Annotated in this window: 17 protein-coding genes and 1 other RNA gene; all 18 read right to left on the bottom strand. The window is 46.7% G+C overall.

Going from position 1 to position 20,863, the window contains the following annotated elements; all coding sequences use genetic code 11:
- Nucleotides 1–40 precede the first annotated feature (40 nt).
- Nucleotides 41–970, bottom strand: coding sequence for a M23 family metallopeptidase (locus VC28_RS00230; RefSeq protein WP_049628895.1), 930 nt, complete (start codon nucleotides 968–970; stop codon nucleotides 41–43).
- 338 nt (nucleotides 971–1,308) lie between these two features.
- Complete coding sequence (gene lpxC, locus VC28_RS00225; RefSeq protein WP_049628894.1) at nucleotides 1,309–2,220, bottom strand: UDP-3-O-acyl-N-acetylglucosamine deacetylase; 912 nt, start codon at nucleotides 2,218–2,220, stop codon at nucleotides 1,309–1,311.
- A 102-nt stretch (nucleotides 2,221–2,322) separates the two neighbouring features.
- Nucleotides 2,323–3,504 (bottom strand): cell division protein FtsZ, encoded by a 1,182-nt coding sequence (gene ftsZ, locus VC28_RS00220; protein ID WP_049628893.1) that lies wholly within the window; start codon nucleotides 3,502–3,504, stop codon nucleotides 2,323–2,325.
- 50 nt (nucleotides 3,505–3,554) lie between these two features.
- Nucleotides 3,555–4,793 carry a cell division protein FtsA gene (gene ftsA / locus VC28_RS00215; RefSeq protein WP_049628892.1) on the bottom strand — a complete coding sequence of 413 codons (1,239 nt, stop codon included), beginning with the start codon at nucleotides 4,791–4,793 and terminating at the stop codon, nucleotides 3,555–3,557.
- Nucleotides 4,794–4,855: 62 nt separating this feature from the next.
- Nucleotides 4,856–5,962, bottom strand: coding sequence for a cell division protein FtsQ/DivIB (locus VC28_RS00210; RefSeq protein ID WP_049628891.1), 1,107 nt, complete (start codon nucleotides 5,960–5,962; stop codon nucleotides 4,856–4,858).
- 18 nt (nucleotides 5,963–5,980) lie between these two features.
- Nucleotides 5,981–6,952: a D-alanine--D-alanine ligase gene (locus VC28_RS00205; protein WP_049628890.1), complete on the bottom strand. Its 972-nt coding sequence runs from the start codon at nucleotides 6,950–6,952 to the stop codon at nucleotides 5,981–5,983.
- Nucleotides 6,953–6,966: 14 nt separating this feature from the next.
- Entirely contained in the window at nucleotides 6,967–8,355 is a 1,389-nt protein-coding gene (murC, locus tag VC28_RS00200; protein WP_049632046.1) for a UDP-N-acetylmuramate--L-alanine ligase, read from the bottom strand.
- Between the two features lie 52 nt (nucleotides 8,356–8,407).
- Entirely contained in the window at nucleotides 8,408–9,511 is a 1,104-nt protein-coding gene (gene murG / locus VC28_RS00195) for an undecaprenyldiphospho-muramoylpentapeptide beta-N-acetylglucosaminyltransferase (protein WP_156184250.1), read from the bottom strand.
- Entirely contained in the window at nucleotides 9,508–10,728 is a 1,221-nt protein-coding gene (gene ftsW / locus VC28_RS00190; protein WP_049628889.1) for a putative lipid II flippase FtsW, read from the bottom strand. The genes murG and ftsW overlap by 4 nt, the downstream gene beginning before the upstream one ends.
- The gene (gene murD, locus VC28_RS00185) at nucleotides 10,725–12,062 is read right to left on the bottom strand and encodes a UDP-N-acetylmuramoyl-L-alanine--D-glutamate ligase (RefSeq protein WP_049628888.1); all 1,338 of its coding nucleotides are present in this window, start codon (nucleotides 12,060–12,062) and stop codon (nucleotides 10,725–10,727) included. Before murD ends, ftsW begins: the two co-directional genes overlap by 4 nt.
- Before the next feature lie 128 nt (nucleotides 12,063–12,190).
- A complete protein-coding gene (gene mraY, locus VC28_RS00180; protein ID WP_049628887.1) occupies nucleotides 12,191–13,273 on the bottom strand; it encodes a phospho-N-acetylmuramoyl-pentapeptide-transferase in 1,083 nt (360 codons plus the stop codon).
- Nucleotides 13,273–14,676 (bottom strand): UDP-N-acetylmuramoyl-tripeptide--D-alanyl-D-alanine ligase, encoded by a 1,404-nt coding sequence (gene murF / locus VC28_RS00175; protein WP_049628886.1) that lies wholly within the window; start codon nucleotides 14,674–14,676, stop codon nucleotides 13,273–13,275. The genes mraY and murF overlap by 1 nt, the downstream gene beginning before the upstream one ends.
- A complete protein-coding gene (locus VC28_RS00170) occupies nucleotides 14,673–16,256 on the bottom strand; it encodes a UDP-N-acetylmuramoyl-L-alanyl-D-glutamate--2,6-diaminopimelate ligase (protein WP_049628885.1) in 1,584 nt (527 codons plus the stop codon). The genes murF and VC28_RS00170 overlap by 4 nt, the downstream gene beginning before the upstream one ends.
- Complete coding sequence (locus VC28_RS00165) at nucleotides 16,256–18,097, bottom strand: peptidoglycan D,D-transpeptidase FtsI family protein (RefSeq protein ID WP_049628884.1); 1,842 nt, start codon at nucleotides 18,095–18,097, stop codon at nucleotides 16,256–16,258. Before VC28_RS00165 ends, VC28_RS00170 begins: the two co-directional genes overlap by 1 nt.
- Complete coding sequence (gene ftsL / locus VC28_RS00160; protein WP_049628883.1) at nucleotides 18,094–18,453, bottom strand: cell division protein FtsL; 360 nt, start codon at nucleotides 18,451–18,453, stop codon at nucleotides 18,094–18,096. The genes VC28_RS00165 and ftsL overlap by 4 nt, the downstream gene beginning before the upstream one ends.
- 81 nt (nucleotides 18,454–18,534) lie before the next feature.
- The gene (gene rsmH / locus VC28_RS00155; RefSeq protein ID WP_049628882.1) at nucleotides 18,535–19,464 is read right to left on the bottom strand and encodes a 16S rRNA (cytosine(1402)-N(4))-methyltransferase RsmH; all 930 of its coding nucleotides are present in this window, start codon (nucleotides 19,462–19,464) and stop codon (nucleotides 18,535–18,537) included.
- Nucleotides 19,465–19,472: 8 nt separating this feature from the next.
- The gene (gene mraZ / locus VC28_RS00150; RefSeq protein WP_082191337.1) at nucleotides 19,473–19,919 is read right to left on the bottom strand and encodes a division/cell wall cluster transcriptional repressor MraZ; all 447 of its coding nucleotides are present in this window, start codon (nucleotides 19,917–19,919) and stop codon (nucleotides 19,473–19,475) included.
- A gap of 518 nt (nucleotides 19,920–20,437) precedes the next feature.
- Nucleotides 20,438–20,851: RNase P RNA component class A (rnpB, locus tag VC28_RS19380), an RNA gene on the bottom strand.
- Nucleotides 20,852–20,863: the final 12 nt, after the last annotated feature.

Here is a 20,863-nt window from a genome sequence, read left to right as displayed (position 1 = left end):
CAAGTAAGAAATCTGCTGCCAACAAAGAAGAGGGGGGATATTATCGGTTGGTACGTCGAATGTATGTTGCAGGGTCAACTACCCTGCCATTTTTGTAGACTTCGAAATGAACATGAGGGGCAGTTGAACGACCTGTTGACCCTGATAAGGCAATAACCTGCCCCTTTTTGACAACATCACCCGCTTTTACAAGATTGGATTTGTTGTGCGCGTACCGGGTAACCAAACCATCTCCATGTTTGATCTCAACCATATTGCCATATTCGGGATGACGCCCGGACCAATTCACAATACCCGCTGCAACCGTACTGACCTTGCTACCTTGGCGAGCGGTAAAATCAATTCCAGAATGGAATTCAGTTTTACCTGTGAAAGGGTCTTTTCTGTAACCGTAACGTGATGACACCCAAGCATTCGCAACAGGTGCACCAGAAACCCAAGTTTCTTGTTGTAAACTACGATTGGCTAACAATGCATCTATAGTATTAAGTTGTTGCTCTCTGCTATCCACCTGCGCTGAAAGTTGGTCAATCGCAGCAAAAAAATCCGGCTTGGCATAAGCTGCATCCGGTGTAGCAGCCGACGGTCCCCCCAAGGCAGGAACTTGACCAAAATCGAACTCACCCTGCTCAAGGTTGGCAGCAGATGTCAACTTTTCCCCAAGAGCGTCCAGACGCATGAGGCGCGCCTGCAATTCAGCCATTTTACTGGTGAGAGCCGCAATTTGGGCTTCAGATGCCTCGCGTTCTTGCTCTATCTCAGATTCTCGCGCTGAGAGTATGTCCATCCAAGCTTTAGTATCTGAATTAAAAAAGCCGCCCTTTTCATCCGAAACGAGCCAACTGTAACCCCATGCCCCAACAAAAGTGGGAATCCCCAACAAACAGACAGACAGGAACGCACGCGTCCACCCGCCAAGGGTAAAACTGCGAGCCTGCGCATGATCTTTGTTGACGATAATAATTTTCATTATTCAGAAATCTACTTTTTTATTGATGAAAAAACCTGTTAGTGGGATATGCAACCCAAACAGGCTTTTGGTAAAAATTTCGACTTTCAGATGCATTTCACCATTTGGCAAGATGCGGACAAGACATCCATTGAAAACGCTTTTACGTTATTAGACAACAAATAAAAAGCGTTATAAAACAACAGTTTACGCAAATCTCCTGAGGAGAAATGGGTAGTACGGAGATTCCCTGCAAGACATTCATAAGGATACTTGTCCGAAATATCGCACAGTTTAGAAGGGTTTAACAAGTAGAAATTTAGGCGATGTTCACAATTTAAACATCGCCTAAAACCAGATTAGGCGGCAGCGATCGGAGGGGTATAAGTAATTGGCAAGTCTTGATTTTCATTGAAAGTCACGATTTCCCAAGCATCGGGCTGATCAAGCAACAAACGCAGTGCACGATTGTTTAGTGAATGCCCCGACTTGTGGGCGCGATATTCACAAAGCAAACTGTTACCCAACATATATAAATCACCAATTGCATCCAGCACTTTGTGCTTTACAAATTCATCTTCAAAACGCAATCCATCTTCGTTAAGGATACGATACTGGTCTACTACAATGGCATTATCCATACTGCCTCCGCGAGCCAATCCTTTAGATCGCAAGTATTCAATTTCGTGCATAAAACCAAAAGTCCGTGCGCGGCTAATATCCCTCACAAAGGTCGAACTGGAAAACTCTAGTTCAGTTTGTGGTCGGCGGTCTTTGAATACAGGATGATCAAATTCAATCGAAAACGACACTTTGAAACCATCGAAAGGCAAGAATGTAGCGTATTTGTCGCCATCTCTCAGGGTTACTTCCTTTTTAATGCGAACGAATTTTTTAGGTGCTTCCTGTTCCTGAACACCAGCAGATTGAATCAAAAATACAAAGGGGCCGGCACTACCATCCATGATCGGAATTTCAGGAGCATCTAACTCGACGATCGCATTATCAATACCCAGTCCGGCCATAGCAGACATCAAGTGTTCTACAGTTGACACCCGGACATCATCTTTGATCAGACAGGTAGAAAGTGTCGTTTCTCCTACGCTTTTCGCGGTCGCTTTGATTTCGATAGGGGGATCCAAATCAACCCGACGAAACACAATTCCGCTATCAACGGGAGCAGGTAACAACGTCAGATGAATCCTGTCACCAGTGTGAAGCCCTACACCTGTTGTGCGTATCGCGTTTTTAAGCGTTCGCTGTTTAATCATTTGCATACCCTTTGTACATCTATTAATTGCGGGCATGTTATCAACCGGGGAAGAAGCCAACCAGTTAAAACTGACAATCTTCCCTATAGCCAATTACCTATGTTAGTCAGCCTGGCGACGCAAAAATGCTGGAATATCAAGGTATTCGAGCTCTTTATCACCCAATGGCGCAGCCAACGCAGCCGCATTTGATGAATGTGCGTTTGCACGCAAATGCGCAGGACGATCAAGCGTAGAGTAATCTACCGCTGGTGCTGCACGACGAGTATTGTCGACAACTTTGGTTGGCGCTGGCTTTGTATCTTTCACGGGAGCCGCTGCTTTCTCAGCCACACCCAAACCCGTTGCTACTACTGTAACACGCAGCTCGTTAGTCAGTTCTGGGTCAATAACGGTACCTACCACTACAGTAGCGTCGCCTGATGCAAATTCTTCAATAATGCTACCTACTTCAGAGTATTCACCCAGAGACAAATCAATACCGGCAGTGATGTTAACCAGAATACCGCGGGCACCTTGCAGATTTACATCCTCAAGTAGTGGACTGCGGATAGCCGCTTCAGCCGCATCACGTGCACGGTTTTCACCGGTTGCACGGCCAGTACCCATCATCGCCATGCCCATCTCAGACATCACAGTACGCACGTCAGCAAAGTCAACGTTTATCATACCCGGACGGATAATCAGATCCGCAATACCTTGTACTGCACCGAGCAATACGTTGTTTGCAGCCTTGAATGCATCAAGCAAGCTGGTGGATTTTCCCAGTACTGATAACAATTTTTCGTTAGGAATTGTAATAAGTGAATCAACGCGTTCACTTAACTCTTTGATTCCTGCATCCGCAATCACCATACGCTTGCGGCCTTCAAACGGGAAAGGCTTGGTCACAACCGCAACTGTCAGAATACCCAGATCACGGGCAACTTCTGCAACGACAGGCGCTGCACCTGTACCGGTACCACCACCCATACCAGCAGCAATAAAAACCATGTCCGCGCCGCGCAATACTTCCGCGATACGCTCACGATCCTCCATTGCAGCTTGACGTCCAACTTCAGGATTGGCACCTGCCCCCAAACCTTTAGTCATGGAATTACCTAATTGCAATACTGTTCGGGCATCGATGTCTTTCAATGCTTGCGAGTCAGTGTTAGCGCAAATAAATTCCACGCCTTCAATTTTACTGGCGATCATATGTTTGACTGCGTTACCACCACCGCCGCCAACACCAATCACTTTGATTACCGCGTTTTGATGAATGCTATCAACTAGTTCAAACATGGCCACACCCCTTTGTTTCCTTTGACTCAATTTGTGAAAATTAAATTTGGTTAAAAATTACTCTGAAATATTTTTTTGATTTTGCTAAACAACGACCCTTGAGCTTCTTTCGTACCGGCAACTGCCCGGCCACTACCCTGATTTTGTTTCATTGCATATATAAGAAGGCCAACACCTGTCGAGTAAATGGGATTGTTCACGATATCTGATAACCCGCGAATATTTTGCGGTGATCCCAAACGCACAGGCATATGAAAAATTTCTTCCGCCAATTCAATAACACCTTCCATTTTGGAAGTGCCTCCAGTCAGGACGATACCAGCGGCAATCAGATCTTCGTAACCACTGCGACGCAATTCAGCTTGTACGAGAGTAAATAACTCGTCGTAACGAGGCTCAACCACTTCAGCCAATGCTTGGCGGGACAGATCGCGCGGCTGCCGGTCACCAACACTGGGAACCTTGATGGTTTCATCAGGGCTGGTAAGCTTGGCCAGTGCACATGCGTATTTGATTTTTATCTCTTCTGCGTTTGGAGTCGGTGTGCGCAATGCCATCGCAATATCATTTGTCACCTGATCACCCGCAATCGGGATAACCCCTGTATGACGGATTGCACCATCTTTAAAAATAGCGATGTCGGTAGTGCCACCACCGATATCCACTACACATACACCCAATTCTTTTTCATCATCAGTTAATACCGAATAACTGGAGGCCAGTTGCTCAAGGATGATGTCTTCTACTTCCAAACCACAACGACGGATACATTTTTCAATGTTTTGTGCAGCATTGACGGCACAAGTAACAAGATGAACTTTGGCTTCCAGACGCACACCCGACATTCCCAGTGGCTCTTTGACACCGTCCTGATCATCAATCAAAAATTCTTGCGGCAAAATGTGTAGGATTTTTTGGTCTGCCGGTATAGCAACGGCTTGGGCAGCATCGATAACACGCTCCAAGTCCTGCGGAAAAACCTCACGATCACGGATTGCCACAATTCCATGCGAGTTCAAACTACGGATATGACTACCTGCAATACCCGCATATACCGAATGAATCTGGCAACCTGCCATCAGCTCAGCTTCTTCAATTGCGCGCTGAATCGATAACACAGTCGATTCAATATTAACTACCACCCCTTTTTTCAAACCATTTGAGCGATGGGAACCGATTCCCACGATTTCCAATTGGCCTTCTGGAGTAATAGCACCAACGATAGCTACAACCTTGGATGTGCCGATATCCAGGCCTACAATCATTTTGTTGTCGCTAGCGTTTGCCATTCATAACCTCATTTACCAGTTAGTTGCCAATTCCTGAGCAACTGGCGATTCTTTTTAATCAATTAAATTTTTGGAGTAGCCAATATTGAGGGTGCAGGAAGTTTCTCTAGCGCCGGGCTTTTTATGTATTTTTTCGCCATGGCAGAATCTGCAACCCAACGCACTGAAACTCCATTTGTATACCGCGCATCTATCGCTTTTACATCCATCCAGACATTACTTAAGTGCGTGTCGTATACAGTAACAAATCTACGTATTTTTTCCATCACTTGATCGCGTCCAAGTGCAATTTCTACGTGATTTTTTATCGTTAATCGCCAAGATTTTTTGTTATCGCACTTTAACGCGATAACTTCCAACCCTCGCGAGCGCAAAATCTGGGATAAATCCTGATATTGCTGCAAAATTTCGGGCGCATCTGCTTCATTTCCTTGTAGCCAAGGCAAACCCGATAACTGGCTTGCATCTTCAATGCGGACAATTTCTCCGCGCTGATTCAGAAATCCATTACCCCAGCGAGCAATCGGTTTCTGTTCGGTAATTTTTACCACTAATGTGTCAGGCCAACGTCTGTTTAGCGTAACCTTTTCAACCCAAGGATCATTTAATAACGCGTTTTTCAGTTGCATTAAGTCCAACTGTAAAAAATCACCGTTAATTTCATTCCCGATAAGCTCAGTGGCACGCTGTTTTGAAATGAAATTAAAATCACCTTCAACAACTACACTTTTAATTGGACGTTCAAAAATTTTGGCAACCGGTTCACTGACCCAATACCCACCCAAGAGAATCCCTAACACCAGTAATCCAGCACCTAATTTGCGATTCACCCAGGAAAAATTCCATTTGGGAGTATCAAGTGATGCCGCACGCACTTTTCTTTGTCGATTTCCCTCTGTTCTTTGTCCTTGAGGAGACACTTTGCTGTAACCACGCTCACGTTTTGTTGGCAGTTCTGTCCGCACAACCGGTAAATCCGGCGCAACATAACGCGATGTCGGGCTATCCATTAATACATCGCGCACTACGCGAGCTTCTACACCAGACTCTTTGCGGCTAGTGCGCCCTGAATCGTCGGCACGGTTGCGCCGCGCCGGTTTATCTGCAACAGGATCAAACCCCTCATTTCCGATGCGAGGTTCAATCCGCTCTCCTTTCATATCACGCATAGTTCGTACACATGGCGCTTACACTTTTACCGCGAGGCTTGCGCGCAAAATTGTCAAAACCAATTCGGTAAACGACAGCCCAACCGCTTTAGCAGCCATGGGCACCAGGCTATGGCTTGTCATACCGGGTGCTGTGTTAACTTCCAATAGATAAAAGTTTTGTTGTGCATCCGCCATTACATCTACACGCCCCCAACCGCGACATCCAATCGCATTAAATGCGTTGAGTGCGAGTTTTTTTAACTCCGACTCTTTTTCAGATGACAAGCCACAAGGGCACAAGTAACGCGTATCTTCAGCAATGTATTTTGCATTGAAGTCATAAAAACTATGGTTAGTTTCCAGTTTGATTGGAGGCAAAGCCTCACCATCAAGGATGGCAACCGTATATTCACCGCCCACAATCAACCGTTCCACCAACACACTGCCTTGGTATTGCGCTGCTTTTTGAAAAGCGGTTTCCAAATCAGCGGCACTATTCACCCGCGACATACCAATACTGGAGCCTTCATTTGCTGGCTTCACCATCACTTCGCCACCCAAACTCTCCAACACCTGTGCAAAATCTGACCCTTGGGATAAAACAGCAAACGCTGGCGTTGGCAAACCTTGTTCGCCGTTGACATCAACGCCGCGCCACAATTGCTTGGTGCGCAATTTATCCATTGCCAATGCTGATGAGGCCACATCACTACCCGTATAAGGAATGTTTAAAAATTCCAATAAAGCCTGGATGCGACCATCTTCACCACCGGGGCCATGCAGAATAATAAAAGCGCGATCGATGTTAGCGGCCTGAATATCAGCAAGAATGTTATCGCCAACATCTATCGCGACATGATCAATACCCGCTTCTACTAATGCCGCAATAACGGCAGCACCGCTTTGCAACGAAATTTCCCGTTCGGCCGACAAGCCACCAAAGAGCACACCTACGCGGCCCAATTGTTTTTTAAATGATTCACTGATCGGCAGAGTGACTGCTTGCATCTCTTTTTTAACCTCTAACACAATTGTCTTTTTGCTAATTCAGGAGAGAGAACGCCTACGTTGCCCGCACCTTGTGTAATCACAATGTCACCTGCACGTACGATGTCTTTGATAATGGCTGGAACACCATCAACTGTTTCAACAAAAATAGGCTCCACAACACCACGTGCACGAATGCTGCGGCACAAATGACGACTATCTGCACCAGGAATTGCTTCTTCGCCCGCGCTGTACACTTCCAACATAACCAATGCATCAACAGTTGAAAGCACTTCAACAAAATCTTCATAGAGATCGCGGGTACGGGTATAGCGATGTGGCTGATAAATCATGACCAACCGACGCTCCGGCCAACCATCGCGAACCGCTTTAATAACGGCAGCCACTTCGCGCGGATGATGACCATAATCGTCCACCAACATGGCTTCACCGTTACCAATAGGAAAATTGCCGTACACCTGAAAACGGCGACCTACCCCCTGGAAATTTTCTAGACCGGATTGGATTGCGTCATCGTTAATACCTTCATCTGTTGCAACTGCGATAACTGCCGTTGCATTCAAGACATTATGGATTCCAGGAATATTGATACGAATATGCAACGGTTTGTCATGTCCCGGGCGGATAACATCGAACTCGGAATGCATTTTGTCTTGCCTGATGTTCACCGCACGGAAATCGCAATGTTCTGCAAAACCGTAAGTCAAAATCGGGCGTGAAACATCAGGAATAATGTCGCGAATGACCGGATCTTCGCCGCACAATACTGCCAAGCCATAAAATGGAAGATTGTGCAAAAACTCAATAAACGTTTTTTTCAATTTGGAAAAATCGCCACCGTAAGTTTCCATGTGGTCGGCATCAATATTGGTAACAATCGCCACCATCGGCTGCAAGTGCAAAAACGATGCGTCACTTTCGTCCGCTTCCGCTACCAAATAACGACTTTGCCCTAGCTGTGCGTTGGTCCCTGTACTGTTAACTAAACCACCGATAATAAACGTCGGATCCAATTTTGCCGCCGCAAGAATAGAAGCTAACAAACTGGTCGTAGTAGTTTTTCCATGCGTGCCCGCTACTGCAATACCATGGCGATAACGCATCAATTCACCTAACATTTCTGCACGGCGAACAATTGGAATTCTCAGCTCACGTGCGCCCAGCATTTCCGGATTGCTCGCATTAACCGCACTGGAATTAACAACGACATCAGCTTCGCGCACATTATCGGCCGAGTGACCGATAAAAATTTTGGCTCCTTTAGCAGCCAAGCGAGCAGTAACACTTGATTCTTTAATATCCGAACCAGAAATTTCATAGCCCTGGTTCAACAACACTTCTGCAATACCGCTCATACCTGCACCGCCAATCCCAATAAAATGGATACGACGGATACGGCGCATTTCTGGAACACAGTGACCGATGGCGCGATCACTTATGGATTGTTGCGTAGAATTATCCACGGACAACCTCCTCACAAATATCAGCTACTTGGGCAACAGCATCAGGTTTTGCCAGCTGCTGCGCTTTTTCCGCCATCGACATTAAATGCTGGCGGTCAGCTAATTCGGTTAACAATAAAGCAGCTAATTTTGCTGCGGTTAAATCTTTCTGAACCAATGAAATACCCGCGCCAGTATCACTCAGGTTTTTGGCATTAAATGTTTGGTGATCATCAATTGCACTTGGTAAGGGAATTAAAATCGCTGCGACACCGGCCATCATTAATTCCGAGACCGTCAATGCACCAGCGCGGCAAATAACCAAATCTGCCCATGCATAAGCAGCAGCCATATCGTCAATAAATTCTTCTATAGTTGCATCCACCTGATGCTGCATATACAACGCTGTTGTCGCTTGCGCGTGATTTTTTCCTGTTTGATGACGAATAACAGGACGCAGATGACGTGGCATTTCAGCAAGTGCAGCAGGAATTAATTCATTAATTGCTTTTGCACCCAAACTACCACCCACAACAAGGACTTGCAGCGGTAATTGCTGCTGCATGCGCCGGGAATAGCGCACTGTTACAGATGGCAAATTTTTAATTTGTTCACGCACCGGATTACCAACTACTACTTCCTGTTTAATATTGATTTTGCTAAAGGCATCAGGAAATGCAGCCAGAACTTTTGTCGCTATTTTTGCCAATAATCGATTAGTGGTTCCCGCAACAGCATTTTGCTCATGAATAATTAATGGCGTGGCAGATAATTTAGCGGCAACACCTCCAGGGCCAGATGCAAAACCACCGAACCCCAATACCACATCAGGTTTAATAGCACGAATAACCTTTAATGCTTGCAGTACTGCATAGGCAATCAAAAAAGGAGCTTTAATCAAACCCAACACACCACGACCGCGCACGCCCTCAATCTTAATAAGATGCAGAGGAATATCAGCAGCTGGAACCAGTCGCATTTCAATTCCACGCGCAGTACCTAACCAGTGAATAGTCGCACCACGATTACGCAGTTCATTTGCAACCGCTAATGCGGGGAACACATGCCCACCGGTTCCGCCCGCCATGATCAGTACAGATATTTTTTTTGTGTTCACGATGCTGCCTCCACAATTGGAGTGCGCGCAATATTGGCTGGCGTGCGCGGTGTTTTAGGAAGATCTGGAATTGCCGGAGTAAAGCCCGCCAGCTCCCATTGCACGCGCATAACAAATGCCATCAGAACACAACAAATTAATAAGCTACTTCCACCATAACTGATAAATGGCAAGGTCAATCCTTTAGTGGGCAATAATCCGGACGAGACCCCCATATTGATAAAGACCTGGAAGGAAAACAAAATAGCAATACCGAAAGTCGCCAACGCTGGAAACATTTTCCCCGCTGCCAAATTTTGTTTAGCTAATTTGAAGATACGAATAATCAGTGCGGCGAACAAAGCGACTAGTAACACTGCGCCAATCAAACCAAACTCTTCTGCAATAATCGCAAAAATAAAATCCGTATGTGCTTCAGGCAAAAAGAATAATTTCTGCAGGCTATTGCCCAAGCCCAAGCCAAACCATTCACCGCGTCCAAAACCAATTAATGATTGTGTTAGTTGGTAGCCGGTATTGAATTGGTCTGCCCATGGATCAAGAAAGGTAATCAAACGCTGCATACGGTAAGGCGATAAAATAGCAACAGCAGCCAAACCACCCACACCAATGATTATTAATAGAAGGAAATGCAGGATACGAACACCTGCAATAAACATCATGGCAAACACAGTTGCACAAAGCACAACTGAGCTACCAAAATCCGGCTCTAACAAGAGCAAAGCAACGAAGATACCGACAACCAATAACGGCTTCAAAAAACCTTGCCAACCAAAATGCAATTCCTGATAACGACGAGCAAAAAAACTGGCAAAAAATACCACTGCGCAAAATTTGGCAATTTCCGATACCTGAATAGAAATAACGCCCAAACTAAACCAACGCTGGCTTCCATTCACTTTCTTGCCAATACCGGGAATCAATACAATCACCAGAAGAAAAAGCGTAATCAATAAAAAATGTCCTGAGTAGCGTTGCCATACGCTCATAGGTACACACACAACAAACATGGCAAGCACAATACCCATCAACATATAAATGGCATGACGTTTGGCAAAAAACCAGGCATCGTCATAAGTCAGTGCAGCAAAAGAGACCGAAGCAGATGCCACCATCACCAAACCAATTGACATCAACGCAAACCACAAACACAACAGTGTCCAATCAGTACGCTGGCTTAATGGCAATTGGGATACAGGAGTGGCTGCACGAATCATATGACCAACTCCTGCACGGCACTGCAAAATTGATCGCCACGATCTTCGTAATTTTTAAACATATCAAAGCTGGCGCATGCAGGTGAAAGCAACACGGCATCGCCAGGGGTTGCTAATTGCAGTGCTTTATTAACCGCATCTTGCATACTATTGGCATGCGTTATTTTTGTTGCCGCAGCAACTGCTTGTTCGATAACAGGAGCATCACGCCCGATCAATACCACTTGGCTATTGATTGATTTAAGCGCAGGAGCCAATTCGGTAAAGTCTTGCCCTTTTCCTTCGCCGCCCAAAATCACAATTAACTGTTGCGGATCACGTGCGAGCCCCTGAATTGCTGCCAGGGTTGCGCCAATATTGGTACCTTTTGAATCGTTATAAAATTCAACACCATTTTTAGTCGCAACAAATTCACAGCGATGCTTTAATCCTCTGAAGTTTTTCAGCGTCTCCAACATCGCGGCCATAGGAATACCCACTGCATCACCCAATGCCAAAGCAGCTAACGCATTATCGACATTATGACGACCACGTATTTTTAACTCGCGCGACGGCATTAGTGGAGTCAAATTTTTCGCTAAAAACTCCTCGCCATTTTGTTCAGTCAAGCCAAAACTGCCAAAATCAGCATTACCACCAAAATAAACCGGTTTAACACCTGCAGCGAATGGAGGATGGGTCAACACATCCTTACGGTTTACCACAATATGTTCAGCACCAAAATAAATGCGCAACTTGGCAAGAATATAAGCGCGCATATTGTCGTAGCGATCCAGATGATCCGCACTGATATTTAAAATAGTCGCGACCTTTGCATTCAGTTTGGTTACCGTTTCCAACTGAAAGCTTGATAGTTCCATTACATACAGTTCAATAGCATCATCAAGCAGTTCCAAAGCAGGCGTTCCCAAGTTGCCACCCACGGCAACTTTTATACCGGCAGTCTTTGCCATTTCACCTACCAAGGTTGTTACGGTACTTTTTGCATTAGACCCCGTGATAGCAACAATTGGAGCTTTGGCATAACGCACGAATAATTCGATGTCACCAACAATAGGGATACCTGCATTTTTTGCTTGCTCAATGGCAGGTGTTGCGGTAGCGACGCCAGGGCTCACAATAATTTCGTCACACGCCAACAGCGTGGCTGGATTCAGCTCGCCGCACTCGATAGCAACCCCAGGAAATTCCTGCTGCACTTTTTCCAAATTGGGCGGCGCAATACGAGTATCTAACAAAACAAATGCTTGTTTTTGTGCCGCCAAAAAGCGGGCAACCGACAGTCCGGTAATTCCGGTGCCGATTACTGCTTTTACTTTACTGGTGGCAATCATTTGGGACACAGCAGTTCTCTCTTCAGGTTACATCGTTAATATGGGTCTTAACTTAAGCGCTTACTTTTTTTGTCGCGCTAATATCGCAATTCATTTACCTATTTATTCGTCTATGTTGTATCTATTGATTAACGCAACTTCAAAGTTGCCAAACCAATCAACACCAGAACCAAGGTGATAATCCAGAAACGAACTATCACACGCGGTTCTGGCCAGCCTTTTAATTCAAAATGATGATGAATGGGTGCCATGCGAAAAATACGGCGACCAGTTAATTTAAATGAGGCAACTTGCAAAATAACCGATACGGTTTCCAACACAAAAATACCGCCCATAATGAACAGTACAAATTCATGGCGAACGATAACGGCAATCAAACCCAGCGCAGCACCCAAAGCGAGCGCGCCTACATCGCCCATAAATACTTGCGCGGGATACGTGTTGAACCACAAGAAACCAAGGCCCGCCCCCACAAGAGCACAACAAAAAATAACTAACTCACCAGCACCGGGAATGTAAGCGATATTTAGATATTGCGAGAATTGTGAGTGTCCTGCGAGATATGCAATTAATGCCAGTGCGCCTGCGACCATTACACTTGGCATAATGGCCAAACCATCCAGACCATCGGTTAAGTTCACTGCATTACTTGTCCCGACAATCACAAAATAGGTGAACACGATGTAAAACAAACCCATATTGAGCGCAACATTTTTGAAGAATGGAATAAACAGTTGCGTTTCAGCAGGATTTTGCGCGGTCATATAAAGAAAAATTGCTGCACCAAAACCTGCAACGGATTGCCAAAAATATTTCCAGCGTGCGGGCAATCCTTTTGGATCGCGTTTCGCCACCTTGCGATAATCATCTACCCAACCCACAGCACCAAAAACGGCAGTGACAATCAACAACACCCAGACGTATCGATTGGAAAGATCTGACCACAATAAAGTACTGAAAAAAATGGCCGATAGAATAAGTGCGCCACCCATTGTCGGGGTGCCTGATTTTGAAAGATGGGATTGTGGACCATCGGTACGCACTGCTTGTCCGATACGCAATTCTGTCAAGCGACGTATAAACCAGGGGCCGAGTAACAACGAAAAGCCAAGCGCCGTTAATACGCCAAAAATCGCACGCACGGTCAAATATTGAAACACTGCAAAGCTGCGCAGGTATTCTTGTAAGTATTCTGACAACCAGTACAGCATTAGTGTGATTCTCCTGCCAGGTTACAAAGCTCACGCACGACCAGATCCATTTTGGAGCTGCGCGAACCTTTAATTAATAAAGTCATGTCTGCCTTGGCAATCGATTTTAAATGCGCAACCAAATCAGCTCTTTCAGTAAAATGCAAAGCGCCATCACCAAATGCAGCCGTTGCGTTTTGGCTCAAATGTCCGAGTGTAAAAATGTGAGGAAGGTTTTTACTCTGCGCGTACTCACCCAATTCCGCATGTAGCTGCGCAGCATTAGCGCCTAGCTCAGCCAAATCGCCCAGTACTAACACGCCACAAGTTTTCTGTGCCAACACGTCAATTGCAGCGCGGACAGATCCGGGATTCGCATTGTAACTATCGTCAATGATCTGAACGTGATTAATACCCGTATGTTTACTCATACGACCAGACACTGGAGCAAAATTTGCCAAACCACTTTTTATTTTTTGCAAACTTGCACCCGCTGCGTAAGAACAAGCAGCAGCCATTAGTGCATTGCGTACGCTGTGTTCGCCTTGCGCGTTTAGAACAACATCAATTGATTGACCCAATGCAACTAATTCAAAGCGTATTTCAGTACTATCTGATTCATTACAGCCTAATTCAATACGGCGCGCATAAAACTTTGCGTTCTCATTTTGCAAACTAACTGATATGACTTTTTTATCTTGCAGTTTCACCAACCATGAAGATGAAAACACATCATCCACATTAACAACTGCAACAGCATCTGCAGCAAGTGAGCTATATATTTCGCCTTTTGTTTTGGCAACGCCCTCGATAGAACCGAAGCCTTCGATATGTGCAGGCATGACATTGTTGATCATAGTGACTTGTGGCTTGGCGAGTGAACACAGGTATTCAATTTCGCCGGGGCCGCTTGCGCCCATTTCAATTACCGCAAACTCATCGGTTGCCGATATTTGCAACAACGTGAATGGTACGCCGATATGATTATTGAGATTGCCTTTAGTGGCGAGAGTATTGCCGCACTCAGCCAAAATACTGGCAACCATGGTTTTTACTGTAGTCTTACCACTGCTACCGGTGATTCCGATTAATTTCCCTGTAAACAAACTGCGGTTCAGCGCAGCAATCTGCCCTAGCGCGAGCACGGAATCGCTCACGACTAATTGAGGCAAATGAATGTTTGGGAAATATTGTTCGACAATCAATGCACAAGGTTTTTTATCGACTGCTTGCTCAATAAATTCGTGCGGATCAAAACGCTCCCCACGAATAGCTACGAATAATTCACCTTCAACCAAGCTACGTGTATCGGAATTCACAGCAGTGAATTCAGTATCTCCGTAACGCTGCATGGTAACCGGGCGCAGTAGTGTTTGCGCCGCAACAAATTCTTCAACCCACTTTAATGAAAGAGGCTTGATCATACGGGAGCCCCTTTTTCCAAATTATCTTGCTGGCTTTCACGTTTGGCGATACGACGCTGCAACGAAATGCGCGCATGTTTGCTATCGCTAAATGGCAAAGTCTGGGTGGCAAATATTTGATAATCCTCATGCCCCTTACCGGCAATCAGCACAATGTCACCTGCTTTTGCTTGCTGGATTGCAAAATCAATCGCTTGTGCACGATCAGCAATTACCAGACAACCATTGGGATGATTCATACCGCGTACAATTTCTGCTGCGATTGCCGCTGGATCTTCTGAACGGGGATTGTCATTGGTGACAATCACATAATCACTAAAACGTTCGGCAATTTTTCCCATTTGCGGGCGCTTTGATTTATCGCGATCACCACCACAACCAAACACAGTCCACACACGACCTGCTTTATGTTGATGGATTGCGTTGAGCGTATTTTCCAACGCATCAGGTGTGTGGGCATAATCCACAATCACTTGAACTTCTTGCGCAGCCTGATCAACAGTGACTAGTTGCATCCGCCCTGGTGCAGGCTCTAACTGCGTAATCAATGGCAGCATTTGCGCCAGGTTAAAACCTTGCGCACCCACAACCGCAATAACCGACAACACATTACTTAAATTAAATTTTCCGAGTAGCGGTACATCAATATCGCCCTCCCCCCAAGGAGTGACAATGTGTGCGCGCACACCACCCGCATGCAACTCAATATTGGTTGCACAAACATCAGCATTTTTTTCGATTGAATAGCTCAATACATTCACAGACGCTGGTGCTCTGGATTGCAAACTGGCAGCCCACGCATCATCAAGATTAATAATCGCCGTGCGCAAACCTGGCATGTCTAACAGCTGCGCTTTTACATTGCCATAGGTAGTTAAATCGCCGTGATAATCCAAATGATCTTGCGTCAGGTTGGTAAAGACTGCTGTTGCGAATGTTAATCCTGCGACGCGCTTTTGTTGCAAGCTATGGGAGGAAACTTCAATCGCAGCAGATACAGCGCCTTGCTGGATCAATTCATCCAACAAACGTTGCAATGTAATAGGATCTGGAGTTGTCAGGCCCGTGGATGTGAGCAAATTAATTTGCTGGGATAAAGGTGCCAATACCGATGCATCCAATAATCCATAACCAATTGTGCCAATAACAGCGGATTTTTTTTGCAAGTGCGCCAGCATTTGCGCAGCAAGCAAAGTACAAGTTGTTTTACCGTTGGTACCGGTAATACCGATCAGCTGCATTTTTTTACTGGGCTCACCAAAAAAATTTCCTGCAATTTCACTGACTCGTGCAGGCAAATTTTCAATAGCAATAACCGGTACACCACCAAGCCAAGCCAAATCCTGCCAATTTTTATCAGCCTCAACCAAAATTACCGCAGCACCCAGCTCAACCGCTTTTGCAATAAAATTCCGTCCATCGACTTTCACTCCGGAAAGCGCAATAAACGCATCGCCCGTTTTTAATTGTCGCGTATCCAAACAGAGATTTCGTACAACCAAAGAAGCCGCATCGCCCAATTCCAGATCAGGCAACAAATGCGATAGCGCAACACTGCGCATTGTGGATGGAGTGGTCATCAGGTATCTGACCTCTCGTCTTTGGCCAAACTATTTTTAGGATTGGTCTTGTTCGCTGGTTCTGCTACCAGCGATTCATTTTTTTTGCGGATATTATCTGGCGGCACTTGCAACATACGCAGGGCATCTTCAGCGACTTTTGAAAACGCTGGCGCAGCGACAATGCCGCCGTTACCCATAATGCCGCCGCCTTTAGGTTCATCGATAACCACCATTGCCACGATGCGTGGATTTTCGATGGGAGCCATACCAATAAATGAACTCATTTGCAGACTGGAATAGCGGCCATTTACCGCTTTGTATGCAGTGCCGGTTTTACCCGCCACAGAATAAGAAATCGCCTGCGCTTTACTACCTGTGCCCTCAGCAGACACTACTCGCCTCAGCATTTCTTTTACTTGGTCGGTGTATTTTTTCTCAACAACGCGTTGACCTTCAGGCGGAGTATCTACGCGCAATAAAGACACAGGGCGCTTGATACCGCCAGTCGCAATAACACCGTACGCTTGTACCGTTTGTAACACGGTACTGTTAAGTGCATAACCATAAGAAAAGTTAGCGCGCTCAATTTTTTGAGCAGGCTTTAACACAGGAAGACGGCCTGCAGCTTCGCCAGGAAATCCGGTACCGATAGGCTGACCAACACCCAAACGCTCATACATATCGCGCACGGTGTTTGTATCTAACGCAAAAGTAATTTTGGTCATCGCAATGTTGGAGGATTTTGCAATCGCCATCGCTAAATCCATCGCACCGTAATTGCGATGATCTTTAATGGGCTTGCTACCCACCATGAAATAACCCGGGTTGGTATCGATAATATCTTCCGGTTTGAATTTGCCGCTTTCCAATGCAGCAAGAATGACCCAAGGCTTAACTGTTGAACCAGGTTCATATAAATCGGTAATTGCACGGTTACGCAAACCTGCACCGCGCGCACGGCTGCGGTCATTCGGGTTGTACGAAGGCAAATTGGAAATAGCGAGAATCTCGCCAGTCAGCACATCGAGAATCACAATTGATCCCGCAATCGCGCCCGCTTCTTCAACGGCTTTTTTTAATTCGCGGTGCGCAAGATATTGCAAACGCAAATCAATACTGAGCGTAAGGTTTTGACCAGGGCGCGCGGCTTTTACCAAGCGCAATTCTTTTACGGTACGGCCACGCAAATCTTTTAATACTTCTTTCGCACCGTTTTCACCAGTTAGCCAGGCATCATATGCCAACTCCATGCCTTCCTGGCCGCGATCATCAACATCGGTCATACCCACTAAATGTGCAGCCACTTCTGCAGCGGGGTAATAACGGTGGTATTCAACTTGTTCGTAAACGCCGGGAATATCCAATGCCAATACTGCCTGCGCCGCTTCAGGTGACATCTGGCGTTGGAGATACATAAATTCTTTAGCGCTATAACGCGCAAGACGCGCTTCCAATTCAGCCTTGTTGAGCTTTAACGCTTGAGCTAATTCAGCCCAGCGATGCGGTGCTTGCAACAGCACTTTTGGATTTGCCCAGAGAGTCGAAACAGGTGTACTGACCGCCAGCGGGTCACCGTTACGATCAGTAATTACACCGCGATAGGCAGGGATAACATCCGTGCGCAATGTGCGCGATTCACCCTGATCTTGTAAAAATTCATAACCCTTATCGGCGTTAGGCAAGACTTGCAAACTGGCCACATGAAAAATCAGCGTCGCCACCAGAATCGCCAACAAAATGCCAACACTATAAAAGCGCCACTGCGCGACTTTTAACGGCTTGCGTGATGGTTGCGCTACAGCGCGCGCCTGACGCGGCTCAAATGCAGAAGAAGGCTTCGATGGAGCGGCGCGTTTCATTGCCCACCCGCCGCAGGCTCAACCGCCTGAATATGGTCATCAAGCACGCGATTGCCCGAAATCATCACGATTTCTTCAGGCGTAGGTGCCATCATGTTTAATTCGGAAACTGCGGCATGCTCAACACGGCTATACGCAGCCCAAGTGCTCTGTTCCAGCAGATACTGCCCCCACTCCACCTGCAATTGGGACGCTTCACGACGCAGCGTTTCAAGACTGTTTACATCGCGGCGTACAATTTGCGTTGTCGCCACAACGCCCAGCGCAGACGCGATGGTTGCCACCCATAAAACCGCAATCACCAGGAGCATGCCCGGTGAGATGGCTTTTTGTTGTGAAGGGTGACGTCTGTTCATTGAATCCCTGGAGCTTATAAGTTTATCGGGTTGATTTGGTATCAGGCTTTTCAGGCACTGATGAAGCCGCAAAACCGGGATCTACAATTTTTCTGCTACTCGCATAACGGCACTACGGGAACGCACATTGGCACTAACTTCTTCATCGCTTGCCTTAATCGCCTTACCAATCGAACGCATGCGTCGGTTTAATTGGTCGTCGCGCACTGGCAGCCCTTTGGGTATCGGATCCCCTTGCTCCTGGCGGCGAATAAATCGTTTTACAGCTCGATCTTCCAAAGAGTGGAAGCTGATGACGACAAGGCGGCCACCCGGTGCCAACACCGCCAACGCTTGCTCCAGCACAGAATCCAGATCTGTCAGTTCGTTATTCACCTGAATGCGAATTGCCTGGAATGCACGGGTTGCAGGGTGCTTACCCTTTTCCCATGCCGGGTTCGCCTCTTTAATCACTTCAGCCAGATGTTTGGTACGGGTAAATGGCGCTTTTTCTCGCTCAGCGATAATCGCGCGCGCCATACGCTTGGCAAAACGCTCCTCGCCGTACTCTTTAAACACCCAGGTAATATCGTCTTCGCTCGCGCTGTTGATCCAATCTGCCGCACTTTGGCCGCGGGTTTGGTCCATACGCATATCCAGAGGGCCATCCTGCATAAAGCTGAAACCGCGCTCGGCTTCATCCAACTGTGGCGATGACACCCCCAAATCCAGCAGCACCCCAGACACCTTTCCGGTCATACCCCGCTCAGCCACCAGCTGCGCCAATTCGGCAAACGAACCATGTGCAATCGCAAAACGTGAGTCATTGGCAAATCGGGTATTAGCGGTAGCGATTGCCGCCAGATCTTTATCGATACCCAGTAAACGACCGTTAGAAGCCAGCTGCTGGAGCACCAGAGCACTGTGTCCACCGCGACCAAAAGTGCCATCGACATAGAATCCGGCGGGATCAGTGATCAGCGCCTCGACCGCCTCATTGAGAAGGACGGTTATATGTTGTGAATCAGACACGCCAGCACCTAGAAAGAAAGATTTTGTAAGTCGGCTGGCATATCGCCCTCAAGTGGTTGATCCATAAAGGCATTCCAGCTGTCTTCATTCCACAGCTCCATTTTGTTGCCCAGGCAAACCAACATGAGTTTTTTATCCAGATGCGCAAAGTCACGCAGGGTGGGAGGAACCAGAAGGCGGCCATTTGCATCCATCTCAAGATTCACCGCTTGGCCTATAAAGCGGCGCTGAATCCGGCGGACATGCTCGTTTCCGGCGGGTAATGCTTGAATTTTGGCGAGAACAGGCTGCCATTCTTCTTCGGAGTAGACCAACAAGCAGCGTTCATACATGTGTGCAGTTATCCACAAACGCGCAGCACCAGACGACTCCAGCGATTCGCGGATGCGCGCTGGTATCGCCATGCGACCCTTGGGGTCCATGCTGATGGAGTAACTACCGGTTAGATTGGACACGCTTCACCACTTGCTGGGTTTATTTTCCACAAAAATCCACAAATACCCACTTTTTCCCACGCTGCTCACTATAAATCGGGGCAGTGCAAAGTCAAGCGAGCAATTGCCGAAAGACGCGGAAAATCACAGGAAAAATCGGGAAATTTCGTCAAACAGGAAGGGAAAAAGCGCGAGACAAAGAGCATGAAAAACAACTTAAATAACAAAAACAAAGCAATAGAGCACAAACTTAATGTAATACATTAAGTTTGAAATTATTTTGCGGTAATAAGGTGAAATTAATAGAAGCTTTGGATCTATACAGCAGAAAAACAAACAGCGGATATCTCAATTAGAGGGAATCAACGAGTGAGCCAGATACAAACCTCCCTCGCTAAAACAGCTGGCGCAGACTAACGCAAGTCAAATGCAGGAAACAATAGTTAGCTGCGTACTCTTCGATAAAAATTTCGCCACATGGAGTTGTCGCGCAAAATAAGAAGCCAAACGATACTGGATACCGTTTGGCTTTTGTAATTCAGCGGAGTCAGCCTGTAAGCCGGGTTCTGTCGTGGACAGTCATTCATCTGGGACTAGTGTCACCACTAGCCTCAAGCAACCTACCCGAATCCAGTGCGGGCCGCACCAATGGATTCCTATTTGGTCTTGCTCCGAGTGGGGTTTACCATGCCGCAGCCTGTTGCCAGTTGCGCGGTGCGCTCTTACCGCACCCTTTCACCCTTACCGGTTCTGGTTTGCCTTCGCACAAACGTGATCCGGCACCTTGAACTTAGGCGGTCTGCTCTCTGTTGCACTTTCCGTAGGCTCGCGCCTCCCAGGTGTTACCTGGCACTCTGCCCTATGGAGCCCGGACTTTCCTCCCCGACGCACCTTATCCTGCGCTGTTGCCAGCGGCGGGAAGGTATGCGCGGAGCGACTGTCTGACCAACTCCGGCGCGCACATT

This window comes from Cellvibrio sp. pealriver, assembly GCF_001183545.1.
GTDB lineage: Bacteria > Pseudomonadota > Gammaproteobacteria > Pseudomonadales > Cellvibrionaceae > Cellvibrio.
The sequence above is the reverse complement of the archived record's forward strand: the minus strand, read 5'-3'. Positions and strand labels throughout refer to the sequence as shown.